Source organism: Caproicibacter fermentans (assembly GCF_009746625.1).
Classification (GTDB): Bacteria; Bacillota; Clostridia; order Oscillospirales; family Acutalibacteraceae; genus Caproicibacter; species Caproicibacter fermentans.
This window is the reverse complement of the sequence record NZ_VWXL01000077.1, coordinates 69,863-95,934: the sequence shown is the minus strand read 5'-3', so window position 1 is coordinate 95,934 and position 26,072 is coordinate 69,863. Positions and strand designations below refer to the sequence as shown.

Here is a 26,072-nt window from a genome sequence, read left to right as displayed (position 1 = left end):
CGGGATGAGCTTTCACAAATGATTGAAAAGGAGCGAAAATTTGATGCTTACGCAGGAAGGTTTCGACCGTTGGGCGCCGGATTATGACAAAACAGTTTCACGGAACGAGAAAGAAAATGCTTACCCTTTCGCTGGCTATCAAAATGTTTTAACGGAGATTTATCATCGAATACAGTCAGGCGGCGGGTCGGCCGTGTTGGATCTTGGGCTTGGAACGGCTTCCCTTACCTCTCGCCTTTATTCGGATGGTTATGAGATTTTCGGTATGGATTTTTCAAAAGACATGCTTTGCCTGGCAAGGAAAAAAATGCCGAAGGCGGTACTGGCACAGGGCGACTTTACGGAAGGGCTTCCGCAGGAGCTTGATCAAAGGAAATACGACTTTATCCTTGGGACCTATTCATTCCATCACGTTCCGGTGAACCGCAGAGCCAGATTTTTTACCGGTCTTGCGGACCATCTGACTGAGAAAGGGCAGATTATTATCGGGGACGTGTCTTTCCGGACCGCTGAGAAATATGAAACCTGCCACAGAAAATTCGCCGATATTTGGGACGAGGACGAACATTATTTTACGGCAGAGGAATTCACACGGCAAATGAGCGGATTGCATCTTGCATGCGCGTTTCAGCCGGTTTCCTTCTGTGCGGGGGTGTTGACGCTTTGCCGCGAATCAGCCAAATAAAACAGCGCCGGTGCAGTTTGCATCGGCGTCTTTGTCGCTTATGTGTTTTTATTAACCTGATGGAATTTTTTCAAATTCCCGGTTTTTTCGCTCCGCTTCTCTAATTCCGCTTCCACATCGTCCAGAGAAATTCCTTCCTGAGCCATTAAAACGGTTAAATGATAAAGCAGGTCGGATATTTCAGCTACCGTATCGCTTTTTTTGCCGTTTTTTGCAGCGATGATGACTTCGCTGCACTCTTCCCCGCATTTTTTCAGGATCTTATCAAGTCCCTGCTCAAATAAGTAGCAGGTGTAAGATCCCTCCTGGTGTTCGTCCTTTCGGCTGATCACGGTATCATATAAATTCTGCAAAGCGTTACTCATCGGTATTCCTCCAGATTTCATTGAAAAAACAGCTGTGTGAACCGGTATGACAAGCCGCGCCGGTCTGGCGGACAACAACCAGCAGGGTATCGTTGTCGCAGTCCCCAAGAATGCGTGTCACTTTCTGCACATGGCCGGAAGTGGCTCCTTTGTTCCAGAGTTCCCTGCGGGAACGGCTGTAAAACCATGTATAGCCCGTTTCCAATGTTTTGCGCATGGATTCACGGTTCATATAGGCCAGCATCAAAACATCGCCTGTTCCCTCTTCCTGTACGACAGCGGGGAGCAGATCCGCTTTCTGAAAGAAGGGTTCGATCGTATCCTCCCGGATTTCCGCTCGGTACAGATTCATACAGTCGAGCCCTCCCTTTCCATTTGCCCGCAGAGCGTGACGGCGTCTTTCAAATCAAGTGTTCCTGCATAAATCGATTTTCCGCAGATTGCGCCATACAGGTTCAAACCTGCGAGGTCGGAGATGTCTTTCAGGCTGCTGATGCCGCCGCTTGCGATAATACGGCAGGAAACGCCGTTTTGAAGCTGTTTTAGCATGGAAAGATTTGGCCCGGAAAGGGTTCCGTCACGGGATATGTCTGTAAAGATCAAATACTTTACACCAACCCGCTCCATCCGACGAGCGAGATTGAGAGGGTCGATCGAGGAGGTTTCCGTCCAGCCATTTTGAGCGACCATGCCGTCTCGCGCGTCAATCCCTACCGCAATCCGTTCCCCATACCGTTTTACCGCGGAAACAACGAGCTCCGGATGACTGACCGCTGCCGTGCCGAGAATCACCCGGGAAATGCCGTTCTCAAGGTAGGCCCGGATCGTTTCCATGTCACGGATTCCGCCGCCCACTTCAAGCCAAAGCCCGGTTTCTTTCAAAATCCGCATCATTAATTTGGCGTTCACGGGTTTGGCTGCTTTGGCTCCGTTTAAATCCACTACGTGGAGCCATTGAGCCCCGGCCTCGCGAAACGAGCGCGCGGTTTCAACCGCGTCCTCCGCCACGCGTCGCGCGGTGTTGTAATCGCCCTGGATCAGGCGGACGCATTCTCCGTCAATCAAGTCTATTGCCGGCAAAAGTATCACAGCAGTTCCTCCGATTCTTCCCTATAAGAGTCCCTTAGTGGACAAAGGGCCGTTCCCCGCCGGGGCAACGGCAATCCGCATGGCGTGTCCCACCGCCTTATACAATGCTTCCGTCTGATGATGCGCGTTATTTCCGTATTTTACCGAACCATGAAGGGTGATTCCCGCATGAACGGCAAAGGCTCTGAAAAATTCCTCGGTCAGGCAGGAATCGTAATCACCGATCCGTTCCTGACAGAACTCCGCGTGAAATACGACAAACGGTCGCCCGCTGATATCGACAGCCGCGAATGCAAGGGCTTCGTCCATCGGCACATAAAAACTCCCAAATCGCGCAATTCCGGAACGGTCGCCAAGGGCCTCGGCAAACGCTTTCCCCAAAACGATGCCGGTGTCTTCCACCGTATGATGACCGTCGACGTTCAAATCACCGGAAGTTTTAATCTTTAACCCAAATCCACCGTGAACGGCGAATGAATTCAGCATATGGTCGAAAAATCCGACACCCGTTGAAATTTCTGTTTTCCCTCCGTCCAGATCTAACCGAACGGAGCAGTTTGTTTCCTTTGTTACGCGATTCTGTTCGGAAAATCTCATGCCGCGCACCCTCCCCGCTTTATAAAATTGTTTTCAAGCATCGGATTAATTTCATGTTTTCTTCCGCGGTGCCGGCGGTGATCCGGATGTAATCCCCCATATGCCGGACGACAATACCCGCTTTCTTAAGCCCCTCAAAAACACGCCTGCTTTCCAAGACACGAACCAGTATGAAATTTGTGACGCTGTCGTATACATGAATCTGATTGCAGTAAATTTGTTCCAGAAACTTCAACATGGAAGAAAGTTCTTTTCGGGATGCTTTTATTTCGGAAAGTCCGGAATCGAGCCAGCTTTTTTCTTTTAAAACGATGGATCCTATTTTTTGGGAGCACGCGTTTACGTTATAAGGGGACTTTACCGCTCGTATTGCGTTTGTAATGGAAGGATTGGCTACCGCGAATCCCAATCGAAGCGCGGCCATTCCGATCATCTTGGAACAGGTGCGCAAAACAATTAAATTATCGTAGTTTCCCGCTTCCCGAATGAACGACTGATCCCAGAAATCCATGTATGCTTCATCCAAAACGACAAGGGCGTTGACGGAAGCGACCAGTTTCCGAACTTCTTCCCTCTTAAGGCCTCTGCCGGTCGGATTGCAGGGATTCGAAAAGACCAACGCTTTTATGTCATACTCCTTGGTAAGAGAAATCAGCTCATCAAGATCGATGGAAAAATCAGCTTTCTTTTGGTATTCAAAGCACTTCACTTCATTTAAATGTCCATAAAACCGGTACATGGAAAAATCGGGCGAGAGCGTCATAATCGCTTCGTCCTTCATGACAAAAGCACCCAGTATGACCGAAATCAACTCGTCGGAGCCGTTCCCTGCCGTGACGGACGCTTCATCCACGCCATAGAAGTCGGCAAAACTTTGGCAGAGCTCCTTGGCAAACGGATCCGGATAACGGTTAAAAACAACGCTTGCAGCAGCGTCCCTGATTTTAGTAAGTATTTCATCAGTCGGCTGAAGGAAAGATTCATTCGCATCCAGACGAATCGGAAAATCACCCAGGATCGGGTCGTATGGTTTCAGGTCCCTGATTTTTGAGTTTAGATTATAAGCCATTTGAATACCTCACTCGGATCGAATTGGCATGCGCGGTCAATCCTTCCGTCTGAGCAAGCGTCATAATATCTTCTTTCACCGGCTCCAGTGCCTGCTTCGTATAATAGAGAAAGCTTGATTTTTTGACGAAACTGTCGACAGACAACGGCGAGAAAAAGCGGGCGGTTCCACTTGTGGGAAGGACATGGTTTGGTCCGGCGAAATAATCGCCGAGCGGTTCGGGGGAATATTCACCAAGAAAGACCGAGCCGGCGTTGTCAATTCTGCCCAGATATTCCATCGGCTTTGAAACGCAAAGCTCCAGATGCTCCGGAGCAAGCTCATTTGCAAAAGCAACGGCGTCATTCAGATTCCCGCAGACGATCACAGCCCCGTAATTTTCGAGCGACTTTTCAATCATTTCCCGGCGGGACAGGCTTTGAACCTGACGCGATATTTCTTTCACCGTTTCTTCCGCGACAGCACGCGAGGTTGTCAGAAGAATGGCGGAGGCAAGAACGTCGTGCTCCGCCTGAGACATCAGGTCGGCTGCCAAAAAGGCGGGATTTGCCGTCTCATCCGCAAGAATCAGGATTTCGCTGGGTCCTGCAACCATATCGATGCCAACCGTACCGTAAAGCTGCTTTTTTGCCGTTGCGACGAATATGTTTCCGGGTCCGACTATTTTGTCGACCATCGGGATGGTTTCGGTTCCGAACGCCAGCGCGGCAATCGCCTGCGCTCCGCCGACCTGAAAAATTCTGTCAACGCCCGCAACGGAAGCGGCGGCAAGAATATTCGGGTTTGGCCTGCCGCCTTTCCCCGGCGGCGTCGTCATCACAATTTCACCGACGCCGGCAATTTTAGCCGGAATCGTGTTCATCAGCACGGAGGATGGATAAGCCGCAGTGCCGCCGGGAACATAAATACCCACACGCGACAACGCGTGAATACGCTGTCCCATCATCACGCCGTCCTGACGCGTCGCAAACCAGCTTTGTTGCTTTTGCCGCTCGTGAAAGTCCCTGATATTCCGGGATGCTCGATCCAGCGCCGTTAGAAACGCAGGATCGCAGGATTGTACCGCCCGATGAATTTCCGCCTTGTCCAGTTCCATCTGTTCGGGAAGAGCGCCGTCAAATTTCAAAGTATAATCCCGAACCGCCGTGTCTCCGTGTGCTTGAACATCCTCGATAATTTTTGCAACCGTCCGTTCAATTTCCGGGCTTGATTTACTGCCTCGCCGTTTTAACTGAAAAATCAAATTTTTGCCTGCAGCGCCGTCTCCCTCGAAAATTTTCAGCACACTCTCTCCTCCTTAACGCTAGACAGTTTTACAGACCGCTCCATTCGGTCTGTCAGAGCTTCTATTTCCGTTTTCCTGAGCTTCATGCTTGCCGCGTTGACAATCAGCCTCGCTGAAACGTCACTGATGGTTTCAATCACCGCTAAACCGTTTTCTTTCAGGGTTGTGCCCGTTTCAACAATATCTACAATCGCGTCGGAAAGCCCCAGAAGAGGGGCCAGCTCCACGGACCCTTCAATTTTAATCACCCGAATGTCCATTGCCTTGCTTTCAAAATAGCTGTGGGCAACGTGCGGATATTTTGACGCGATGGTTCTGGCGGAGTAGCCGCTGAAAAAGTCCGACCCGACAGGACCGGCCAGGGCAAATCTGCATTTGCCGAACCCAAGGTCGAGGATCTCGTAAAAGCTCCCGCCTTTTTCCATAATGGTATCTTTCCCAACGACTCCCAAATCGCAGACACCATGCTCCACATAAGTGATTACGTCCGCCGCCTTTGCGAGAACGACTTCCAGCCCATCCCCAACCGGAAGAATCAGTTTTCGGCCTTTGTTTCGTACCGCGGAGCAATCGATACCGATCTGTTCGAACAGGTTTACCGTGCTTTCTTCCAGCCTGCCCTTTGTCAGGGCGATTCTGAGTGGTTTCATTTTTACCAGCCTTATATCAGATTGATCGTTTTGATTGTTTCGCCTACAGAATCGATTCGTTTGATTCCGCTTGTTTGAGCATAGGTGATCGCGTCGTCCTGCGTTTCAAAGACGCTGTTTTCACATCGCAGCCCCTTTGAGATCAGATCGGAAGTGTATTCAAGCGCCTTGACCTCATATCCGGCATCTCCGTGAACCAAAATATCCATTGGAAGCACCGGACATACGTTTCCGCGGTCAAGTAGGGTTTTTGCAATCGCATCCACATTGACCGCGAAACCGATTGCGGGCATCGGCTGACCGAAATGGCCGAGCAGGTTGTCGTAGCGTCCTCCAAGCAAAACCGCGTCGCCGAATTCTTCCACATATGCGCTGAACACGATCCCCGTATAATAATCATTTCGCTGGACAAGGCCAAGGTCGATCATGATCCGCCCGCTCTGTTCCAATTCGGAAAGGGAACGGTAAACTTTACGCAGATAGTCCAACGTTTGAACCAATCCCGAATCTTTGCAAAGCGCCGAAGCCCGGTCAAAGACCTCTTCTCCGCCGAATAAGCGGGGAAGCTCTCTGAGCGCCTGCACATATTCCCCCTGCGGGAGAGCATCCAGAATTCCGTTCAGCCGCGCATAGTTCTTCGTTTCGATCGCGGAGCGCACATCTTCCAGAAGATTTTCCCCGACGGAAATCTGCTGCGCAAGAGTGCGGAAAAAACCGGCGTGCCCGATTTCCAGGCGATACCCCGGAACGCATTTGCCCAATGCTTCAACCGCCGCGGACAATACATCCAGATCGGCCCGAATTCCTCCGGCGCCCAAAAGCTCGATTCCGGTCTGTACGGATTCATCGCTTCGTCCGGTTAATCCCGGATGGTTCCGGTAAATCGGCTGGGTATAATACAGCCGAATCGGCTTTGGCAAATTTTGGAGCCGCGTCGCGGTCAGCCGGGCGATTGGAAGCGTTGAATCCGGACGCATTACGATCAAACGTCCATGCTGATCCGTCATTTTATACATGACATCCTGAGAGATGCCCGAAAAATCCGGATCGAACACATCGTAAAATTCCAATCCCGGCGTTACTACCTCATGAAAACCGCGGGAAGAAAACACATCACTGATGGTTCTTTCAATATATCGTCTGGTAAGACATTCCTCGAACAAAAAATCCTTGGTGCCCTCCGGCGTAATTTTGTTGTTTTTCTTCATGAATGCCGCTCCTTGTTTTCATGCGCGGTTCACTTTACCGTGCTAATAGAATACCATACTAAAATCGCGCTGTCAACCGAATAATGACATTTGGCTGCTTTTCGGCAGATCTTTCAGAACCCCCGCGGCCTCAAATGTTTCAATCACGGATTTGGAAACTTTGGATCGGGTCTGCAGATCGTCCACGGAAATATAGGGGCCTTTCTTTCCCGCTTCCGCCAGACTGTTTGCCGCCGCTTCTCCTACCCCGGAAAGCGACAGAAACGGAAGCCGAATTTTTCCGTCTTCGACCAGATATTTTTTGGCTTCCGATTTGAACAGGTCAACCGGAAGGACCTCAATTCCCCTTGCCAGCATTTCGTTGACAATCTGAAAGGTGGAGTAGGCCGACTCTTCTTTGGCAGACGCTTCTTTTCCCTTCATGGCGATTTCGTTCATTTTGCGCCGAACCGCTTCGCGTCCCTGCATTACAAGCGCGCCGTCAAAGTCTTCTCCGCGCACGGTAAAGTATGCGGCGTAATATTCCACCGGGCGGTGGACTTTGTACCAGCCAAGGCGCAAAGTTGAAATCATATATGCCGCGGCATGGGCTTTCGGGAACATATATTTGATTTTCATACAGGAATCAATATACCACTGCGGAACGCCGTGGTCCTTCATCGCCTGGATGTAATCTTCAGTCAACAGCTTCGGTGCTTTTCCCTTTCGGGTGATTTCCATAATTTTAAACGCCATTTTCGGTTCCAGGCCTTTGTGCAGCAGATAAGTCATAATGCTGTCGCGTGTTCCGATGACTTCTGAAATGGTGCAGGTCCCGTTTTTAATCAATTCCTGCGCGTTGCCCAGCCAAACGTCGGTACCGTGCGACAGCCCGGAAATCTGAAGCAGATCCGAAAAAGTTTTTGGGTTGGAGTCCATCAGCATCTGCCGTACGAAGCTGGTGCCTACTTCCGGCAATGAAAAAGTGCCGGTCTGTGAATCGATATCCTCCGGCTTGACCCCAAGCGCTTCCGTGGAGGTAAACAGCGACATGACCTGCGGGTCGCTCATGGAAACGTCCATGACGGGAATTCCGGTGTAATCCTCCAGATAGCGGTAAATCGTCGGAACATCATGGCCCAGCTCGTCCAGCTTGCAAATCGTGTCATGAATGGAGTGAAAATCGAAATGAGTCGTGATGTTGTCGGAATTCTGGTCGTTGGCCGGATGTTGAACCGGGCAAAAATCAAAAACTTCTTTTCCCTTCGGCACGACCACCATTCCTCCGGGATGCTGCCCTGTCGTTCGCTTGACCCCCGTGCAGCCGGTGGCCAGGCGGAGTTCTTCCGCCCTGTGGAGGACAAGCCCTTTTTCTTCTTCATATTTCTTCACAAAGCCCAGCGCCGTCTTATCCGCAACCGTAGCGATTGTCCCGGCCTTGAACACGTGATCTTTGCCGAACAGTGTTTCCGTGTAGCGGTGGGCGCTCGACTGATACTCGCCGGAAAAGTTCAGGTCGATATCAGGGGTCTTGTCCCCGTCAAAGCCAAGAAAGGTTTCAAACGGAATCGTATGTCCGTCCCTGTTATATTCCGCACCGCAGACCGGGCATTTTTTCGGCGGAAGATCAAATCCGCTGCCGATGCTGCCGTCGGTTACAAATTCGCTGTGCTTGCAGTTTGGACAAACATAATGCGGCTCCAGCGGGTTAACCTCTGAGATGCCCGCCAAATTGGCGACGAAAGACGAACCGACCGACCCACGGGAGCCAACCAGATAGCCGTGCGCCACGGAATCCGCGACCAGCTTTTGAGCGATCATGTAAAGGATCGAGAAACCGTGTTTTGTAATAGAACCAAGCTCGCGTTCCAGTCTTTTCTGAACCAGCTCCGGCAGAGGATCGCCGTACAGTTCCTTCGCGCGCGTCCATGTGATGCTCGTAAGCTGTTCCTCCGCTCCTTCGATGAACGGCGGAAACGTCCCCTCGGGAATCGGCCGGATCTCCTCAACCATATTTGCAATTTTATTGGTGTTCGTCACGACGACTTCATAGGCTTTTTCTTTTCCCAAATAGGCAAATTCCCGGAGCATTTCCTTCGTTGTCCGAAAATATAGCGGTGCCTGTTCGTCCGTATCTTTAAAGCCGAGGCCCTGCATCAGGATTTTTCTGTAATCCCCGTCCTTCGGATCCATAAAGTGAACATCGCAGGTTGCAACAACCGGCAGATTCAGCTTTTCACCTAATTTTACGACGGTACGGTTAAACTCTTTGATTTTTTCCTCGTCGGGAACAAGCCCCTCTCGCACCATAAAACGATTGTTCCCGACCGGCTGAATTTCCAAGTAGTCGTAAAACGACGCAATTTCGCACAGAGCGGACCAAGGCTGCGCCCCAATTATCGCCCTGTAAAGTTCTCCGGCTTCACAGGCGCTTCCGATCAAAAGGCCTTCCCGATATTTGATTAGCTCCGATTTCGGGATTCTCGGATTCCGGTAGAAATACTCCAGATGAGATTTTGATATCAGTTTGTACAGGTTTTTCAGGCCGGTTTGGTTTTTCGCCAGCAGGATCATATGGTATGATTTCATCTTTTTAATATCGCCGCCGGCAAGGCAGCTATTGATATCCTGCACCGTTTTTGCGCTGGTATCCTCCTGCAAACGCTGAATCAGCCTTAAAAAGATCTGACCGAGAACCATAGCATCGTCGCAGGCCCTGTGGTGGTTGAAAGGATCGAGTTTTAGATATTTTGCGACCGTATCCAGCTTTGCGTTTTTAATTCCTTTTAGAAGCGAGCGGCACATCGGAACGGTGTCTATGTAAGTATTTGTGAATTCAAAGCCGCTTCGCCCGGCGGCTACCCGGATAAAAGAGGTATCGAAGTCGGCGTTATGGGCGATCAGCACCGCATCTTTTCCGCAAAATTGAAAGAACTGTTCCAGCGCCTGACGTTCCGAAGGAGCATCCTTTACCATTTCGTCCGTGATTCCGGTCAACCCGGTTATTTTAGCCGGAATCCCTCGTTCCGGGTTGACGAATGTGTCAAAAGAATCGGTTAAATCACCGTTCACAATGCGAACCGCGCCGATTTCAGTAATCCGGTCCGCAGATGGGCTCAGTCCCGTTGTTTCAATATCAAACGAGATAAATTCGCCGGTAAGCTCTCTGACGGAATCCCCTTTGACAGCGGGCACCAGATCATTGACGAAATAGGCTTCGGAACCATAAAGAATTTTGATCGGCTGACCTTTCTTTTTCAGTTCCTCCGCCGCGTTCATTGCGTCCGGATAGGCCTGCGCAACTCCATGGTCCGTGATTGCCACAGCCGTATGCCCCCATTTGGCCGCTCTGTGAATCAGGTCCGATGCGGAGTTGACTCCGTCCATGGCGGACATTGTGGTATGCATGTGCAGTTCCACACGCTTGTCCTGGGCATCGTCCGTAACCTCCACCTGCTTTACAGTTGCGATGCTTTTGGGACGCAAGACGATTTCATGGTCATACTTGTCGTATTCCACATCTCCGCGCACCAGAACAGACATTCCTTTCGCGAGCGTGTCCAGCATCTTGCATTGGGTTGCCATCTCTATGATCTTGAGTGTAATGGAACTGGTGTAATCCGTGATATTGACGGAATAAATCTTTCGCTGCCTGTCGCGCGTCGCCTTCTGGTCCACAGAAAAAATTTCTCCCCATATGGTTGCGCTGCCGATATCCGGCGTGATTTTTGAAATTGGGATCGGCTTGGCCCGCGGCAGATGTCCGTAAATTTCCCTTGCGCTGTCAAGAATAACCGTGGGATACAGCGTATCCCCTTCGCGTATGCTGATGGTTTTGGCGGTGTTTTTCTGCTTCAGGGAAGCTTCCTCCGATTCGATCTGTTCAGAAACTTCCTGTCTGCGGCGAGCCTCTTCTTTCACAAGCTTTCTGTTAATAAACGCCGCCGCACCCTCCTGCGCAGCCAGAACGCCGCCGAATTCTACAACCAGACTAATTCCGAATTCCTCACGGATCAGTTCGGCAAGCATTCTATCCACATGGCGGGCCAGCAGCATGTCTCCGCCGCCATGTTTGAGCTCGATCAGCAGCTTTCCGTTTTCCAGCTTTGCCTCGGAATCCGTCAGAGTTCCGTTCAGGCTCGCTTCACGGCGTTTCAGTTCCATAATCAGGCTCGGAAAATACTCCGTTGAAAAAGAAGCCTGCGGAAATGTTGGTTTCACGCAGGCTTTTGAGAGACGAAGCGGCTTGCAGGAGACAATGCTGCGTTCCACATGATCCAGAATGTTCCGTTCCACAAGGTCTGGAAAAAGGACGTTTGCCGTGAGCGCTCGAATGGCCGAATCGATCTGAATAGAAGCGATCGTTCCTTCCCGAACCGGCTCCGGAAACCGGGATATATCTATGTATTCGTGAAAAAAATCTCCAAACTTCTTCAAGCGCATTCATCCTTTACATTTGTTCGATTTCCCGCAAAAGAGTTTCGACCAGTTGCTCTTCCGGAACTCTTTTCATAATTTTCCCTTTTTTAAATAGCAACCCTACTCCGTCTCCCCCGGCAATTCCGATATCCGCCTCTCTGGCTTCCCCCGGTCCGTTGACGGCACAGCCCATCAGGGCAATCGTCAAATCCTTCGTACAGCCGGCAAGGCGCTTTTCGACTTCGTTTACAATCGAAATCAGATCGATCCGGGTCCTGCCGCAGGTAGGGCACGAAACAATCCGAATTCCTTCCCTTAAAGAAAGAGCTTTCAAAAGATCGATGCCGGCTTCTATTTCGCGCACAGGATCTGCGGTTAGAGACACGCGAATCGTATCGCCGATTCCCCTTTGCAGCAGAGAACCGATCCCGATCGAGGATTTAATCAGTCCCATTCGTTCGCTGCCCGCTTCCGTTACACCGAGATGAAGCGGATAATCACATTGTTCCGCAATCAGTTCATTCGCCTGAATCATATGATTGACATCGGATGATTTAATCGATATGACAATATCATCAAATTGAAATTTTTCCAACAGGGAAGCATGGCGCAAAGCACTTTCCGCAAGCGCCTGCGGGGTCGGTCCGCCATACTTTTCCAGCAATTCCTTTTCAATAGAACCGGAGTTCACGCCGATTCTGATCGGTACTTTTCTGTCGGCGCAGGCGGCAGCCACTTCCCTGACCCGTTCGTCGGAACCGATATTGCCGGGATTGATTCTGATTGCGTCGGCTCCCGCCTCCGCACTGGCAAGTGCAAGACGGTAATCGAAATGAATATCCGCGACCAGCGGAATATTTACCGACTGCTTGATTGCAGGGATCAGAGCAACCGATTCGGCGTCCGGCACCGCGACACGCAGGATCTCACAACCCGCCTTCTCCAGAGCCTTGGCCTGAGAGACATTTCCGCTCAGATCGGCGGAGGGCCGGCTCAACATCGACTGTACCGTAATCTTTGCTCCGCCCCCCACCGCGACAGATCCAACATGGACTGTTTTCGAAATTCTCATGCTCCGCCCAGTCCTTTTCCTGTAATTAAACGAAGAATGTCGCTGTAGGTAACGACCACCATAAAACCCATCAGCAGGCAGAATCCAGCCGTTTCAACAATTCCGACGTATTTCTGCTGCAGAGGCTTGCGGCGAACGGCTTCCACGAGAAGGAACAGTACTTTCCCTCCGTCAAGCGCGGGAAAAGGCATCAGATTGACTACGCCAAGGTTGACGGTCAGAACCATAATCATATAAAGAATATTGTTGAGTCCCGCCATAAAATTCTGCGCAAGCCCGGCGGAAGCAGCCTGGTTGATCGCGCTGACCGCTCCGACGGGCCCCGCGACGTCGTTAAACCCGAATTTTCCGGTTGCGAATCCCACGAGGCTGTACCAAACCATGCGGACCGTGGAAACCGTATCCTGAAAAGATTTCGTAATCAGCGTGCCGAAGTTTTTATCCACCGGCAGCACATAAAAGTCCAGGGTAAGAACGCTCTTGCCGTTTACTTTCCGGCTGTTGAACTTGACATTGTCGAAAGTGAATGTTTTCCCATCCCGCAGCACTTCAATATCAACGGAATTAGGGTTTGCCGTCGCAAGGGCAAAGCTCAGGTCACGGTCCCCGTAAATCCGGTAATGGTCGACGGAGATAAATTCATCCCCTCTTTTCAATCCGGCCTGCTGCAGCGCCGAATTCTGATCAAACTGCGAAATGGTGGTGGAAGAGAACGCGCTTTCCTGCCCCAGAATCGTCATCATTAAAACAAGCCCGAGCAAAATGTTCATGATGGCTCCCATGACAACGACAAGGAATCGTTTCCAAACAGGTTTTTTGCCAAAGGAACCGGTATCTGCGCTTTCTTCGTCCTCACCCTCCATGGCACAGAAGCCGCCGATCGGCAGAAGGCGAAGGGAATAACGAGTTTCCTTTCCCTGTTTATGAAAAAGGGTAGGCCCCATTCCAATCGCAAATTCATTGACTCGAATCCCGCATAATTTCGCGGTAAAGAAATGGCCGAATTCATGGATAAAAATCATAAATCCGAATAGCAGAACAGCAATGATAATCAAAATTGCTTTTATGATGATAATCACCTCTCAGGTAGTAACTGTGCTCAAAACGAAACTGCGAGCGCGCGCATCGGCCCGCAGAACATCTTCGACGCTCCGCACCTCATCCACGTCAGGCTGATGCTCCATCGCTTCCCAAACCAATTCTCCAATCTCCAGAAAGGAAATTCTGTGGTCCAAAAACAGCTTTACCGCAACTTCGTTTGCTCCGTTCGCCGCTGCAGGCGCAAGGCCGCCGCGCCTTAATGCGCGTCTGCACGCCGCTAGACAGCGAAACGTCTTTTCGTCCGCATTTGAAAATGTCAGAGTACCGTATTTTGCCAAATCAAGAATATCCGTATCGGAGGCAAGGCGTTCCGGGTAGGTGAGGGCATACTGGATCGGAAGATGCATATCGGGTACACCGAGCTGCGCGATTACGGACCGGTCTTCAAATTCCACCATGGAATGGACGACGCTTTCCCTTTGCACCAGTACGTCAATTCTATCATCCGGGAGTCCGAAAAGCCAGGAAGCCTCAATAATTTCCAGCCCCTTGTTCATCATGGTTGAGGAGTCAATCGTAACCTTCGGCCCCATATGCCAGTTCGGATGTTTTAATGCCTGTTCCGGAGTTACGCTTTTCAAATCTTCCAATGTTTTTCCGAAAAAAGGTCCGCCGGAAGCGGTCAGAAGAATCCTGCGTATTGCTTTTTTCCCGGGACTGCCCTGCAGACATTGGAATACCGCGGAATGCTCGCTGTCAACGGGAAGAATCCGGACATGTCTCTCTTCCGCTTCCCGCATGACCAACGCTCCGCCGGCCACCAGCGCTTCCTTGTTGGAAAGCGCTACATCCTTTTCGGCTCGAATTGCCGCAAGCGTCGGGCGAAGTCCGACCATTCCGACAACAGAATTGCAAACAAGGCCTGCCGTTGGCAGGCAGGCCGCTTCGCATAAGCCGTCCATTCCCTGCACTACCCTGACAGGCAGGTCGCTGACCGCCGTTTTCAGTTTTAAAGCAGCGGCCGGATCGTAGACCGCGGCAACCTGGGGGCGAAATTCCCTGATCTGTTCTTCCAGCAGGCCGACGTTTTTTGCTGCCGCCAGAGCGCAGATTTTCATTCCCAGCCTTCGTGCGACATCCAAAGTTTGGGTGCCGATGGACCCCGTGGATCCCAAAACGGATAAACATTGTTTCATTATTATTCACCAATTGTTTTGATTATTGCAGTCTATGAGAAATTAGTTTAAAACGATGGGAAGCAGCTGAACCAGAATATAAACAAACGGAGCTTCAAAGATGACGCTGTCGAAACGATCGAGAATCCCGCCGTGCCCCGGGATAATTTCACTGAAATCTTTAATATGGCAGCTGCGCTTGATCAGTGAAAAGCTCAGATCGCCAAGAATCGAGATGCCTGTTCCGAAAACTCCGATCAGAACAAGCGGCAGGTATGACACATTCACGCTGTAAGCATAATAGATCGCGTGAAATAAATAACCGAAAACCAGCATGGCGGCAACATTCAGAAGGAGGCCGCCGACCGCTCCCTCTACGGTTTTATGCGGACTGATATTTGGGCAGAGTTTATGTTTCCCGAAAAAGGTCCCCGCGAAAAAAGCGCCGACGTCCGCCGTCCACGCGGAAAAGATTCCTATGATCACATAAAACATTCCATGGCTGCCGCCGATTTCTCTTAGGCTGATAATTGTTCCCAAAGCGGACGGAATCAGCAAAGACATGCTGTAAATTACGCCGACTTCGCGAAAAGTAATCTCCGTATGATATAAAATCAGAGCGGAAAAAATGATTACGGTGTAGAGAAAATAAGCGGCGTCATGCCAAAAGGAAGTCCCAAGGAATGGAAACACCGCAGAAAAAAGCAGACTGGGAATCAGAAGGATCAGATTTTTGGCAAGCCCCAGCGCGGTGATAATTTCATTCACCGCAAGGACGGAGATCAGGCCGATCGCAAAATTCAAAGCAAGCGGAAGCGTGCTGTTGCAGATGACGATCGCGGCCAGAAACACAATCAGAGTCAGTGCCGATGTAACTCTTGTTCTCAATCAAATCCCTCCGAAGCGCCTGTTGCGGGCGGCATAGAGATCCAGTGCTCGATCCAGATCATTCGGCTTGAAATCCGGCCAAAGAATGTCCATGAAAATATATTCGGTATATGCGGACTGCCACAAAAGAAAATTGGAAATTCTCTGTTCTCCGCTAGGGCGGATGATCAAATCAGGGTCAGGCTGCCCAGCGGTATACAGCCTGCGGGCAAAGTCCTCTTCTCCAATTTCGTCCGGCGGCAAAGTTCCATTCTGAACGTCCCGAACCAAAGCCTTTGCCGCCTGAACAATCTCTGCACGACCGCCGTAATTTAAAGCAATATTCAAAACCATGCCGGTCTTGTCCTTGGATACCCGGACAGTCTCGTCGATTAACTCCCTCAGTCTGGGGTCAAAGGCTGTTTCATCGCCAAGAAAGCGAACCTGAATATTTTCATCAAGAAAATTCGTCAAGGCATCGCTGAGATACTGTTTGAAAAGTTTTATCAGCGTCAAAACCTCATTTTGCGGGCGTTTCCAGTTTTCGGTCGAAAACGCGTAAATCGTCAGATAACGGATTCCTATTTGATTGCAATAGCGGACGATGGTTTTAAAAACCGCCGCTCCGGCCGCATGGCCCGCGGAACGGGGCATGCCGCGTTTTTGCGCCCAGCGGCCGTTGCCGTCCATAATAATTCCCACATGTACGGGCAATATTTTTGCCGTCATGAATTTTATATCTCCAAAATTTCCTTTTTCTTGTTGTCGAAGACCTTATCCGTCTCCTTACAATACTTGTCCGTCAGTTCCTGCGTGTGTTTTTCAGCCGTTTTTAAATCGTCTTCCGTCAGCTCAGAGTTTTTCTTCTTCACTTTCAGCTTATCCATCGCGTCACGACGGATCGAGCGGATCGCGACCTTGCATTCCTCCGCCATTTTGCTGATTTCTTTCACGAGGTCGCGGCGTCTTTCTTCAGAAAGCTGCGGAAAAGTAAGCCGGATGATTTTTCCATCGCTCTGCGGATTAATTCCCAGTTCGGAAGTTTCTATCGCGCGTTCAATCGATTTGCATACGGTTGTATCCCACGGCTGAATGGTAAGGACGCGCGCTTCACTGACGGAAATGGCGGCAAGCTGATTGATCGCCGTCGGCGAGCCATAGTAATCCACCCGAATTTTGTCCAGGACAGCAGGATTGGCCCTGCCCGCGCGAATCGCGGCATAATCGCCCGAAAGAACGGAAATGCTTTTTTTCATACGGCTCTCGGCATCAGATAATATTTCTTTCATGACTAATCCTCCTTTACAACTTTTACAATTGTTCCAATCGGCTCGCCGCAGACCGCTTTTACAATGTTCTCCGGCCGGTCGATACTGAACACCAGAATCGGAATATGGTTATCCATGCAAAGCGAAGCGGCCGTACTGTCCATTACCTGCAGGCCACGGTTCAGCACGTCAAGGAAAGACAGCGAATCAAATTTTACCGCATTCGGGTTTGTCTTTGGATCGCTGTCATAAACGCCGTCAACCATGGTCGCTTTCAGCACGATATCCGCGTCGATTTCGGCGGCACGCAGGGCTGCAGCCGTGTCTGTGGAGAAGAACGGGTTGCCCGTGCCGCAGCCGAAAACCACCACTCTCCCCTTTTCCATATGACGAACAGCCCGATTGCGGATATATGGTTCAGCGATCTGTCTCATTTCAATCGCAGTCTGAACACGGACCTGAACGCCAAGCTGTTCCAGTGCATCCGCCACGCCAAGCGCGTTGATTGTGGTGGCGAGCATTCCCATATGATCGGCACGCGTGCGGTCCATTTTGCCGCTGCTGCGCCCGCGCCAGAAATTTCCGCCGCCCACAACGATGCCGATCTGTACTCCCATATCGGCGCATTGTTTTATTGGCCTGCAAATTTCCAGAACCTTGTCGAAATCAATCCCGTGGGATTTCGAGCCGGCCAAACTTTCGCCGCTTAACTTTAATAAGATTCGTTTATATTTTGGCTGCAATTCCAACACTCCTATTCAGTTTCTCTTATTTTACATGATGGATTGTGCAAAGTAAAGCATTTCATCGCTAAATATAGTTATTCTTGCCAGATTACACGTGCCAAAGACAGGATGACGATTTCTTTTTTCACACAATACCCAACGACGGATCGGCAGGGCGCTTAAGCGAAAGCTTTTTTGCTCTCACCGGCACCGCCGGTGGTTTCGGTACACAAAAACAGCCGCCCAACTTTTTCACAATTGGCGGCTGAACTTCCGTTTTCAAGCGGCAGAATTACTATTTCGATTTATTTTTAATGATCCGGTTTAGCTCGTCCATAAACGTGTTGACATCTTTGAACTGGCGATAGACGGAAGCAAAGCGGACATACGCAACTTCATCGACAGATTTCAATTTTTCCATGGCATATTTACCAATCAGGCTGGACGGTACTTCGCGGTCCAAAGAATTTTGGAGCATATTTTCAATTTCGTCAACGATTTTTTCCAGCGTTTCAATAGAAACGGGGCGCTTTTCACAAGCCCGCAGCAATCCGTTCAGCAGCTTGTTGCGGTCAAAGGCCTCCCGTGATTTGTCTTTTTTGATCACAACAGTGGGTACCGTTTCAATCACCTCATAGGTGGTGAAACGCCTGGAACACTTCAGGCATTCCCTGCGTCTGCGGATTCGTTCCCCCTCGTCCGTCGGGCGTGAATCGATTACTTTGCTTTCTGCGTAACCGCAATATGGACACTTCATCGCTCGAATCACCTCTGCTTAATTATACCAATTTACGGTATGAATATCAAGCAAAACTATGAAATCTTTTATAATAATTCTTCAACAACATGTTTAGCCGAAACAAGTTCTTCCATCCGGGTGAAATTCTTCCGGTACACCTCGATAATCAGGTCCCCGTCAAATCCAAATTTTTCCAGAATGCGGATCAATGCCGGATAATTCATTGTTCCACAGCCGGGAAGCACGCAGTCCGATCCGGGCTTATTGTCATTCATATGGACGTGAACGATTTTGTCGCCCATCGCGGCACAAATCCGGTACGGATCCTGCCCGCCGCGGACCGCCTGCTTAATGTCAAGGACAAAAGCGCAGTTCTCGCCGCAGTGCTCCTTCATTTTTAAGATAAAAGACGGGTCGTCGCTTAAAAAATTATTTACATTTTCCTGTGCAACGGTTACACCAAATTTTTTTCCAAGTTGAAACAGCCGGACGTACCGTTCATAATATTGCAAATCGGCGGCAGGCGAGCGCTTATCGCTTCGTTTGCCGTGGAGAACAAATATTTCTGCGCCAAGTAAATTACATACCTCAAAATATCTTTTATAGATTTCAAGTCCGTCGAGAAACCGCCGTTCATAATCGGAAAACAGCATGAAACTTTCAAATCCGGAAGTAAACGGGTGCAGCGATTTAATGCGGCTGCCTGTATCCTCCGCCCTGAGACGAAGCTCCCTGACATAATCCGGCTTCAGTTCGCTGAATGTATTGATGAAAATTTCAAATTCGTGAAATTGCAGCTTCAGCAACGCGGAATAAGCGTCTTCAAGCAGCATCGGGTATAAACAAGCCGTGGAAATGCCGGCCCTCATAAAATCACCTCCTGGTTATTATATTCCAGCCGGGAGCAAAAGTCCAGATTAAACAGGATCGGTCACGGGTATCCTAATACAGTGAAGATGATTGAAGGAAGGAAGAGAACTCTATGCGGCGGGACAAAAAGAGAAATCTGATCGTTAACGAACTGTTTCGCGTTTCCCGTTTAAGCATGGAGGCGGCCGAGCTGGTCCTCCCTCTCGTGAAAGATGAAAGCTTAAAATATCAGGTTCAGCGGCAGCAAGAGCTTTACCGCTCCACCGCGGCAAAGTCGGCGGAAATTCTGCGCCGAAACGGACTTCATCCGGAAGAGGAGCCGGGGCTGATGGAACGGGCTCTTCGTGATTCCATTAAAATGGATACCTCATGGAATAAAAGCTCCCCCCATATCGCACAGATTGCCATTCATTGTACGGACGCCGCGATGAAAGATCTGGTGAAATCCATGAACCGATCCGCCGACGACGACACGGAAAGCCGAAAGCTTGCAGAAGAATATCTGACCGAAAGTCAGAAAAACATTGAGCTTTTAAAAATGTACCTATAAAGGGGAAACTGCCCGGGAACCGCGCGCGTCCTTGATTTCAGCCGGCAATTCCGTTATAATGATTTGAACGGCAATCAAAGCCGTGAATCCTGCTTGACAAGCAGTGTACATAGGAAGGAATAGAGCATGGGTTACCTCAGCATCGGAAATCTGGAAAAATCGTTCGGTACGCAGGTGGTGCTGAGCGATATTTCCTTTGAAATACAGGAAAACGACCATGTCGGACTGATAGGAAGCAACGGTTCCGGAAAAACAACCTTGTTTAGACTGATTACCGGAGAGTTGTCCCCGGACGCAGGAACCATCTCGGCCGCAGGAAAAACGACGCTTGGCTATATGGAACAGCATGTTTGCCGCGACCTTGACAGGAGCGCTCTGGATGAAGTTCTCACGGTGTTTTCAGCGCTTCTTGCTCAGGAGCACGAGCTGCAAAAAATCGAACGGATACTTCTCAACGGCAGCGCGGAAAACGTTGATTCTCTTATAGATCGGCAAACCGTACTGAACGAAAGATTCATTGCGGACGGAGGGCTGACCTTTCGAAGCCGTGCGCGTTCCGCGCTTCTTGGGCTTGGCTTTGACGAGGAACAGACGGCTACCCCGATCGGCAGGCTGAGCGGCGGACAGCGCGCGAAACTGCAGCTGGCAAAGCTGCTACTCAGCGGTGCAAACCTGATGTTGCTGGATGAACCGACCAACCATCTTGATCTTGCGTCCGTCGAATGGCTGGAGGATTTTCTGCGCTCTTCCAAAGCGGCCTTTCTGGTAATTTCCCACGACCGTTATTTTCTGGATCGGGTAACAAACCGGACGTTTGAACTGAAGAATCACAAGCTGAGGCTCTATAAAGGAAGTTACACCTCCTATCTGGAGCAAAAGGAAAACAACGATCTCTCCGTAAGCCGACAGTACGAAAACACTAGAAAAGAAATCAGCCGTCTGGAAGGAATCGTCGCGCAGCAGCGCCGGTGGAACCGGGAAAAGAATATTAAGACTGCGGAAAGCAAGCAGAAAATGATCAACCGGCTGGAACAGACCCTTGTGAAACCGGACGCGCAGGAAAACACGCTTTGCTTCCGGTTTGGAATCAATGTTCGCAGCGGCAACGACGTTTTGACCGCCAAAGACCTTTCTCTCTCTTTCGGGGACAACCTTCTGTTTCAGAACGTGTCGTTTGAGATTTACCGGGGGAACCGGGTTTTCCTGATCGGCCCTAACGGCTGCGGCAAAACATCCCTGATCAAAGTTCTTCTGGGGCAGCTTTCTCCGGATTCCGGTTCCTTTCGCTTGGGGACAGGCGTAAAAATCGGATATTACGATCAGCTGCAGACAGGGCTGAGACCCGAAAAAAGAGTGATTGACGAAATCTGGGATTACTATCCTCAAATGACGGAAACACAGGTTCGCAGTGCGCTTGCGGTTTTTTTGTATCAGGGGGAAGATGTTTTCAAACAGGTTTCGGCTCTGAGCGGTGGAGAGCGCGCAAGAATTCTGCTGCTGCGCCTGATGCTGTCCCGGGACAATTTTCTTTTACTGGACGAGCCAACCAACCACCTGGATCTTCCGTCCTGCGAGGCGCTTGAGTCTGCTCTGGAAGATTATGAAGGAACTTTGCTCATCATTTCTCACGACCGTTATTTTATCAATAAAACCGCAAATCGCATTTTCGCTTTAAAAACGGATGGATTGGAGGACTGCGGCGCAAATTATCAGGAATACCTGGACAAAATAAAAAACGAACAGACCGCAGCGCCTGCCCGTGAAAGCGAAATGGAAAACGACTATAAAAGGAAAAAGAAACAGGGGGCCGCGCTTCGAAAACAAAAAGCAACGATACTCCGGCTGGAGAAAGAAATTGACCAAAACGAAAAAATCATTGCGGATCTGGAAGAAAAACTTGCCGAACCCGAGACTGCGAGCGACTATCAGGCTGCGATGGAACTAGCAAACCAAATTAACTCCCTGAAATCAGAGAATGAAAACCTCTTTGAAGAATGGAGCGGCCTGTCCCAGCAGGAAGAGGCATAAAAAAACAGCGTCGGTCTGAACGGCCGCGCTGCAACTTCAAATTTAAGATTTTATAGGGACGGGATCGCATTGGAACTGTTGTAACTGCCTGATAAAATCATCCGCATTATTGCTGTCGACTTCAATTTTCAGTGGCTTGGACAAATCAAGACTGAAAATACCCATGATCGATTTGGCATCGATTTTATATTTGTCGGTGGCAAGGTTGATCGGAAAATTATAACTGTTTGTCAATGTGACAAATTTTTTCACTGCTTCAATGCTGGAAAGAAGAATCGAAGTCGTGTACATACAGTTACCCCCCTGATTTATTTGTCTCTACAAAATATAGCTCAATTCTGACGCAAGGTCAATGTTAAACTTGCCTATAGATTTTTTCTTTCGACAAAACAAAATATCTATTTTTATAAAAGGTGTACAAATGAAAGTATCTGTTCTTACACTAGGATGCAAAGTAAACCAATATGAATCCCAGGTTCTGCTAAACCGTCTTCAGTCGGCCGGCTTTACCGTTTGTGATTCCTTGCAGGAAAGCGACATCGTCGTTTTAAACACCTGTACGGTAACTTCAATGAGCGACCGGAAAGCACGCCAGATGCTGCACCGTGCCCGCAGAGATAATCCGGGTGCGGTTTTGGTTGTAACCGGATGCCTGCCGCAGGCGTTTCCTCAGGCCGTTGAAAATGAGCTTGCGGAAGCCGATATTGTGCTGGGCAATTCCAACCGGTCCTCCCTTTTGCCCGATTTGCAAAAATATCTGATGGATAGACAAAGAATCATCGATATCGTCCCGCATAAGCGGGGCGAAAAATTCGAGCCGATGAATACGAACCGTTTTTTTGAGCGGACACGCGCTTTCTTGAAAATCGAGGACGGCTGCAACCGCTACTGTTCTTATTGCATTATTCCCTATGCACGCGGAGCGGTACGGTCAAAACCGATGGAAGAGCTGAAAAACGAACTGGAGCAAATTGCCGCGGGCGGCTATCGGGAGGTCGTTTTAACGGGAATCAACCTGTCCGCATACGGTCAGGAACTTGGCCTAACGCTTTGTGACGCGGTTGAAGCCGCCTGCGCGGTCGAGGGAATCCGACGGGTCCGTCTTGGTTCCCTCGAGCCGGAACGACTGGACGAATCCGTGATAGCACGTTTGAAGCGCCAGGAAAAGTTATGTCCGCAGTTTCATCTTTCGCTTCAAAGCGGTTGCGACGAAACTCTGAAAAGAATGAACCGGCATTACGATACGGAGGAATATCGAAGGATTGTCCGAAATCTGCGTAAAGAATTTGCCAATTCCGCGATCACAACGGATATTATGGTTGGCTTCCCGGGCGAAACGGAGGAAGAATTTGAAAGCTCCAAAATGTTTCTGAAAGAAATCGGTTTTGCAAAGGCGCATGTTTTCGCTTATTCCCGCAGACCCGGAACGGTTGCAGACCGCGCGCCGGACCAGGTGGACCCGAAGGTGAAAGAGGACCGCAGCAAACGAATGATTGAAGCGGCCCGGGAAACAAGGTCGGCGTTTCTTCAAAGCCAGTGCGGCTTGACGGAATCCGTCCTCTTTGAACGGAAATGCTCGGCCGGTGTCTATGAGGGCTATACGTCCAATTATACGCCGGTCAGAATGCACTGCGCCGAAGACCTCTGCGGAAAAATTCTGACGGTGCGCATCACGGAAACCACGCAGGATTTCTGCCTTGCCGAGGCGGCCGAGCCGGTTCAGGGCGAGCGGCCCAAAGCCTCCACAACATTCTGAACCTCCTGCTTTGTCTGATCCCCCACCAGATAATCGCAGGAATAAAACATGAATCCGTCACAGGTGGTTTCGCGCCCGTACTCAACCTGGCTTGCCAGAATCCCGCTGGAAGTTTTCCAGGTGCCGCTGTCCGCGTCGGACCCGGCCTTATAGACCGCCAGACCATAATAGAGTTTTACCTTTTTGTTTGTAACCAGCTGCCGCCATGCTTTTGCCGCAGTGTCAAACGGCAGGACCGGATTTTCAAAATTGACGTACAGCTGCGGACAGATATAATCCACATAGCCTGTTGCGGAGCACCATTCCGTGACGTTTGCGCCCATTGCAAGATCGTTCTGAACGTTGCCCTGCGGGGCGATTCCGAACGGCAGGGATGGATTCACGGATTTTATTTCCTGATAAACCAGCGAGACCATCGCGCTGACGTTTGCCTGCCGCCAGTCCGAAAGGTTCATCGGAGTCCCGGTCTTTTTGGCGGATTCACAGTAAGCGGAATAAGCAGTCCGATCAAACGCCGCGTCTTGTGTCGGATAAAAATAGTCGTCGAATTGGATGCCGTCCACATCGTAATTCTGCGCAATCTCCTTTACTCCGTCCGCTACAAAACGGCGGACTCCGCCGTAAGCGGGATTAAAATACTTGCCGTCCCCAAAATCGACCACCCAGTCGGCTTTTGCATTGTCTTTCTTCCATGTGTTGTAAACGTTTCCTACCGCTAAAATGGAAGGCGTGTTTGAAACCTGAATTCTCAGTGGATTCACCCAGGCTTGAATCTTCAATCCGGCCTGGTGGCTTGCCTTTACCATATCGGCAAGAGGGTCGTACCCCGGATTTACGCCCTGAGTGCCCCCCACAACATGGCTCCAAGGAAAATAAGAGGATTTGTACAGCGCGTCCGCAAACGGTCTTACCTGAACGATCAGCGTATTCATTCCGCACTTTTTTGCGTTGTTGATAATTGTGTTAAACTTATTTAAAAAGGCTTGTTCGCTTTTATCGTCGTCTCTGCTCATATTCAGGCTGAGATACGGAACCCAGACCGCGCGCATTTCCGATTCGTTCCCCGTGACCTGAGCGACGCTTTCCGCCGCGGAGGAAGTCGCACAGGCTTCGTTTGGCCTCGGGCTTTTTGCTACAGATGTTTTCAGATTGGGGCTGCGGTTAAAATTGACTGCCATCGTCACGGCAACAACGATCGCGAGAAGAAAAACACATACTATCATACTGTGCCGGTTAAACAGTCTGATTACCATTTTTTTCATCCTTTCCATATCCATAAAAAACATCATTTGACAGAAATAACGATATCGTGTAAAATAATCCCTTCGGGGGGGTGGAAAAATGTTCTTTATTATTGGAATCACGAGCGGTATTGCGGAACTGGGTTTTCGCAGCTGCGGGTATTTTCCCTGCTGCTCTCTCAGGGGAAAGACGGCATTGGTAACATGCGTTTACAAGCAGTTTACTTTTTTCTTTATTCCCCTGTTTCGTTTCGGGAAAAGATATTTTATTTCATGCCCTGACTGCGGAGCCGTTTATGAAATCCATCGCGAGGAAGGAAAACGAATTGAACGCAGCCCCGGTTCAGAGATAAATCCGGACCAAATTTTCCGCGTAGCGGGGCGCGCCGCCAGATTTTGTCCGAATTGCGGCGCACAGGTGAACCCGGACAGCCGTTTTTGTCCGAATTGCGGCGCCAGACTGTAATGGAGGCTGGGAGGAAAAACATTGCCTGGTTATATATATTTGATTTGTTACGCGATTATTATTAATCTTATGGCGGCAATTTCCACCGTTGTGGATAAACACCGCGCAGCGCGGCACAGATGGCGAATTCCTGAGAGCAGGCTTTTGTTTTTTGCCGCCCTAGGCGGTTCGCCCGCCATGCTGTTTACCATGCTGCTGATTCGGCATAAAACAAGGCACGCAAAATTCATGATCGGTATTCCTGTGATTTTACTGGCTCAGTGTGTTGTTCTGTACTTTGGGCTGCAACTGTTTCAGTAACATAAAAAAATCACGCTTCTTTTCATTGGAAGCGTGATTTTTTTGACTGAATATTTACAGCATTATTTCTGGTCAGGCATTCACAATACCGATTTGTAAACCGCGCATCACATCCAATGCTTTTTGGTTCATTGCTTCATCCGCGCAGGCCGTGCATTGTGCGTCCACAATAATTTCAGCTTCGGGTAAGGCCGCTTTTGCCAGAACAGCGTTGGAAATAACACAGATGTTGGAAACCAGGCCGACCAGTTCCACACGGTCGTAAGCGTTTTGGGAAAGATATTCCGCGAGCTCTAAAGATCCGAAAGTACGTTTTTCGAAGCATTTGTCGGATGAACCGCGGGCTTCCGCCACTTTTCCGTACAGCTTCCAGCCTTCCGTGTTTTTCAGGCAATGCGGTACGGGCAGATTCCTTCCTTCCTGAGTCTTTAAATAATCTTCTCCATGAGTATCAAACGTGAATACGACTTCCCCACCGACGGCTCGATATTCTTGAATCTTCTCAAGAATTTTATTTTCCAGCGAAACCGCGTTCGGAAAACCAAGACTTCCAATTACAAAATCCTTTTGAAAATCCACGACGACCAAAATTTTTTTCATAGAAACCTCCTTCACTCTGAAGAAAAAG

General features: G+C 49.8%; 27 protein-coding genes. 6 read left to right on the top strand and 21 right to left on the bottom strand.

Going from position 1 to position 26,072, the window contains the following annotated elements; translation table 11 throughout:
• The first annotated feature begins 43 nt into the window (after positions 1 to 43).
• Positions 44 to 685 carry a class I SAM-dependent methyltransferase gene (locus CAFE_RS13385; RefSeq protein ID WP_156990931.1) on the top strand — a complete coding sequence of 214 codons (642 nt, stop codon included), beginning with the start codon at positions 44 to 46 and terminating at the stop codon, positions 683 to 685.
• A 38-nt stretch (positions 686 to 723) separates the two neighbouring features.
• Here the strand turns inward: CAFE_RS13385 and hisE are convergent, their stop codons facing one another.
• The 18 genes from hisE to CAFE_RS13295 all read right to left on the bottom strand — a co-directional run bounded on the left by hisE (position 724) and on the right by CAFE_RS13295 (position 19,102).
• Positions 724 to 1,050 carry a phosphoribosyl-ATP diphosphatase gene (gene hisE, locus CAFE_RS13380; protein WP_066650483.1) on the bottom strand — a complete coding sequence of 109 codons (327 nt, stop codon included), beginning with the start codon at positions 1,048 to 1,050 and terminating at the stop codon, positions 724 to 726.
• Entirely contained in the window at positions 1,043 to 1,402 is a 360-nt protein-coding gene (gene hisI, locus CAFE_RS13375; protein WP_066650489.1) for a phosphoribosyl-AMP cyclohydrolase, read from the bottom strand. The genes hisE and hisI overlap by 8 nt, the downstream gene beginning before the upstream one ends.
• The gene (gene hisA, locus CAFE_RS13370; RefSeq protein ID WP_066650491.1) at positions 1,399 to 2,139 is read right to left on the bottom strand and encodes a 1-(5-phosphoribosyl)-5-[(5-phosphoribosylamino)methylideneamino]imidazole-4-carboxamide isomerase; all 741 of its coding nucleotides are present in this window, start codon (positions 2,137 to 2,139) and stop codon (positions 1,399 to 1,401) included. The genes hisI and hisA overlap by 4 nt, the downstream gene beginning before the upstream one ends.
• A gap of 21 nt (positions 2,140 to 2,160) precedes the next feature.
• On the bottom strand, positions 2,161 to 2,736 hold the full coding sequence (hisB, locus tag CAFE_RS13365) for an imidazoleglycerol-phosphate dehydratase HisB (RefSeq protein ID WP_066650493.1): 576 nt from the start codon (positions 2,734 to 2,736) through the stop codon (positions 2,161 to 2,163).
• Between the two features lie 19 nt (positions 2,737 to 2,755).
• Entirely contained in the window at positions 2,756 to 3,805 is a 1,050-nt protein-coding gene (gene hisC / locus CAFE_RS13360; protein ID WP_066650495.1) for a histidinol-phosphate transaminase, read from the bottom strand.
• A complete protein-coding gene (gene hisD, locus CAFE_RS13355; protein ID WP_066650498.1) occupies positions 3,795 to 5,090 on the bottom strand; it encodes a histidinol dehydrogenase in 1,296 nt (431 codons plus the stop codon). The genes hisC and hisD overlap by 11 nt, the downstream gene beginning before the upstream one ends.
• A complete protein-coding gene (hisG, locus tag CAFE_RS13350) occupies positions 5,084 to 5,740 on the bottom strand; it encodes an ATP phosphoribosyltransferase (RefSeq protein WP_156990930.1) in 657 nt (218 codons plus the stop codon). Before hisG ends, hisD begins: the two co-directional genes overlap by 7 nt.
• 11 nt (positions 5,741 to 5,751) lie before the next feature.
• Entirely contained in the window at positions 5,752 to 6,948 is a 1,197-nt protein-coding gene (gene hisZ / locus CAFE_RS13345) for an ATP phosphoribosyltransferase regulatory subunit (RefSeq protein ID WP_156990929.1), read from the bottom strand.
• Positions 6,949 to 7,020: 72 nt separating this feature from the next.
• A complete protein-coding gene (locus tag CAFE_RS13340) occupies positions 7,021 to 11,364 on the bottom strand; it encodes a PolC-type DNA polymerase III (protein WP_413814434.1) in 4,344 nt (1,447 codons plus the stop codon).
• Between the two features lie 13 nt (positions 11,365 to 11,377).
• Entirely contained in the window at positions 11,378 to 12,418 is a 1,041-nt protein-coding gene (ispG, locus tag CAFE_RS13335; RefSeq protein ID WP_066650505.1) for a flavodoxin-dependent (E)-4-hydroxy-3-methylbut-2-enyl-diphosphate synthase, read from the bottom strand.
• Positions 12,415 to 13,497 carry a M50 family metallopeptidase gene (locus tag CAFE_RS13330; RefSeq protein ID WP_330594003.1) on the bottom strand — a complete coding sequence of 361 codons (1,083 nt, stop codon included), beginning with the start codon at positions 13,495 to 13,497 and terminating at the stop codon, positions 12,415 to 12,417. The genes ispG and CAFE_RS13330 overlap by 4 nt, the downstream gene beginning before the upstream one ends.
• Positions 13,498 to 13,500: 3 nt before the next feature.
• A complete protein-coding gene (locus CAFE_RS13325; RefSeq protein ID WP_156990926.1) occupies positions 13,501 to 14,655 on the bottom strand; it encodes a 1-deoxy-D-xylulose-5-phosphate reductoisomerase in 1,155 nt (384 codons plus the stop codon).
• A gap of 42 nt (positions 14,656 to 14,697) precedes the next feature.
• Complete coding sequence (locus CAFE_RS13320; protein ID WP_066650509.1) at positions 14,698 to 15,522, bottom strand: phosphatidate cytidylyltransferase; 825 nt, start codon at positions 15,520 to 15,522, stop codon at positions 14,698 to 14,700.
• Positions 15,523 to 16,230 carry an isoprenyl transferase gene (locus CAFE_RS13315; protein WP_066650510.1) on the bottom strand — a complete coding sequence of 236 codons (708 nt, stop codon included), beginning with the start codon at positions 16,228 to 16,230 and terminating at the stop codon, positions 15,523 to 15,525.
• 5 nt (positions 16,231 to 16,235) lie between these two features.
• Positions 16,236 to 16,790 (bottom strand): ribosome recycling factor, encoded by a 555-nt coding sequence (gene frr, locus CAFE_RS13310; protein WP_066650511.1) that lies wholly within the window; start codon positions 16,788 to 16,790, stop codon positions 16,236 to 16,238.
• A 2-nt stretch (positions 16,791 to 16,792) separates the two neighbouring features.
• Positions 16,793 to 17,512, bottom strand: a complete 720-nt coding sequence (gene pyrH, locus CAFE_RS13305; protein WP_066650517.1) for a UMP kinase — start codon at positions 17,510 to 17,512, stop codon at positions 16,793 to 16,795.
• 277 nt (positions 17,513 to 17,789) lie between these two features.
• Positions 17,790 to 18,251 carry a transcriptional regulator NrdR gene (nrdR, locus tag CAFE_RS13300; RefSeq protein ID WP_066650519.1) on the bottom strand — a complete coding sequence of 154 codons (462 nt, stop codon included), beginning with the start codon at positions 18,249 to 18,251 and terminating at the stop codon, positions 17,790 to 17,792.
• 68 nt (positions 18,252 to 18,319) lie between these two features.
• Positions 18,320 to 19,102, bottom strand: a complete 783-nt coding sequence (locus CAFE_RS13295) for a sugar phosphate isomerase/epimerase family protein (RefSeq protein WP_156990925.1) — start codon at positions 19,100 to 19,102, stop codon at positions 18,320 to 18,322.
• Positions 19,103 to 19,215: 113 nt separating this feature from the next.
• Between CAFE_RS13295 and CAFE_RS13290 the strand changes: the two genes are divergently transcribed.
• Complete coding sequence (locus tag CAFE_RS13290; RefSeq protein WP_156990924.1) at positions 19,216 to 19,653, top strand: hypothetical protein; 438 nt, start codon at positions 19,216 to 19,218, stop codon at positions 19,651 to 19,653.
• A gap of 126 nt (positions 19,654 to 19,779) precedes the next feature.
• Positions 19,780 to 21,681, top strand: coding sequence for an ABC-F family ATP-binding cassette domain-containing protein (locus CAFE_RS13285; RefSeq protein WP_156990923.1), 1,902 nt, complete (start codon positions 19,780 to 19,782; stop codon positions 21,679 to 21,681).
• 42 nt (positions 21,682 to 21,723) lie between these two features.
• Here the strand turns inward: CAFE_RS13285 and CAFE_RS13280 are convergent, their stop codons facing one another.
• Positions 21,724 to 21,972: an HPr family phosphocarrier protein gene (locus tag CAFE_RS13280; protein ID WP_066650524.1), complete on the bottom strand. Its 249-nt coding sequence runs from the start codon at positions 21,970 to 21,972 to the stop codon at positions 21,724 to 21,726.
• A 130-nt stretch (positions 21,973 to 22,102) separates the two neighbouring features.
• On the opposite strand from CAFE_RS13280, the gene mtaB reads away from it, so the two are divergent.
• Complete coding sequence (gene mtaB, locus CAFE_RS13275) at positions 22,103 to 23,437, top strand: tRNA (N(6)-L-threonylcarbamoyladenosine(37)-C(2))-methylthiotransferase MtaB (RefSeq protein WP_066650526.1); 1,335 nt, start codon at positions 22,103 to 22,105, stop codon at positions 23,435 to 23,437.
• On the opposite strand, the gene CAFE_RS13270 is transcribed toward mtaB, so the two are convergent.
• Positions 23,401 to 24,690 carry a glycoside hydrolase family 10 protein gene (locus CAFE_RS13270; RefSeq protein ID WP_233452812.1) on the bottom strand — a complete coding sequence of 430 codons (1,290 nt, stop codon included), beginning with the start codon at positions 24,688 to 24,690 and terminating at the stop codon, positions 23,401 to 23,403. The two genes, mtaB and CAFE_RS13270, sit on opposite strands and share 37 nt — an antisense overlap.
• An 88-nt stretch (positions 24,691 to 24,778) precedes the next feature.
• Here CAFE_RS13270 and CAFE_RS13265 point away from each other — a divergent pair, with 88 nt between their 5' ends.
• Both CAFE_RS13265 and CAFE_RS13260 read left to right on the top strand, forming a co-directional pair.
• Positions 24,779 to 25,144, top strand: coding sequence for a zinc ribbon domain-containing protein (locus tag CAFE_RS13265; RefSeq protein WP_156990922.1), 366 nt, complete (start codon positions 24,779 to 24,781; stop codon positions 25,142 to 25,144).
• Positions 25,145 to 25,165: 21 nt separating this feature from the next.
• Positions 25,166 to 25,444, top strand: a complete 279-nt coding sequence (locus tag CAFE_RS13260; protein WP_233452811.1) for a DUF1294 domain-containing protein — start codon at positions 25,166 to 25,168, stop codon at positions 25,442 to 25,444.
• A 72-nt stretch (positions 25,445 to 25,516) separates the two neighbouring features.
• Here the strand turns inward: CAFE_RS13260 and CAFE_RS13255 are convergent, their stop codons facing one another.
• Positions 25,517 to 26,044, bottom strand: a complete 528-nt coding sequence (locus CAFE_RS13255) for a cysteine hydrolase family protein (RefSeq protein WP_066650529.1) — start codon at positions 26,042 to 26,044, stop codon at positions 25,517 to 25,519.
• Between the last annotated feature and the right edge of the window lie 28 nt (positions 26,045 to 26,072).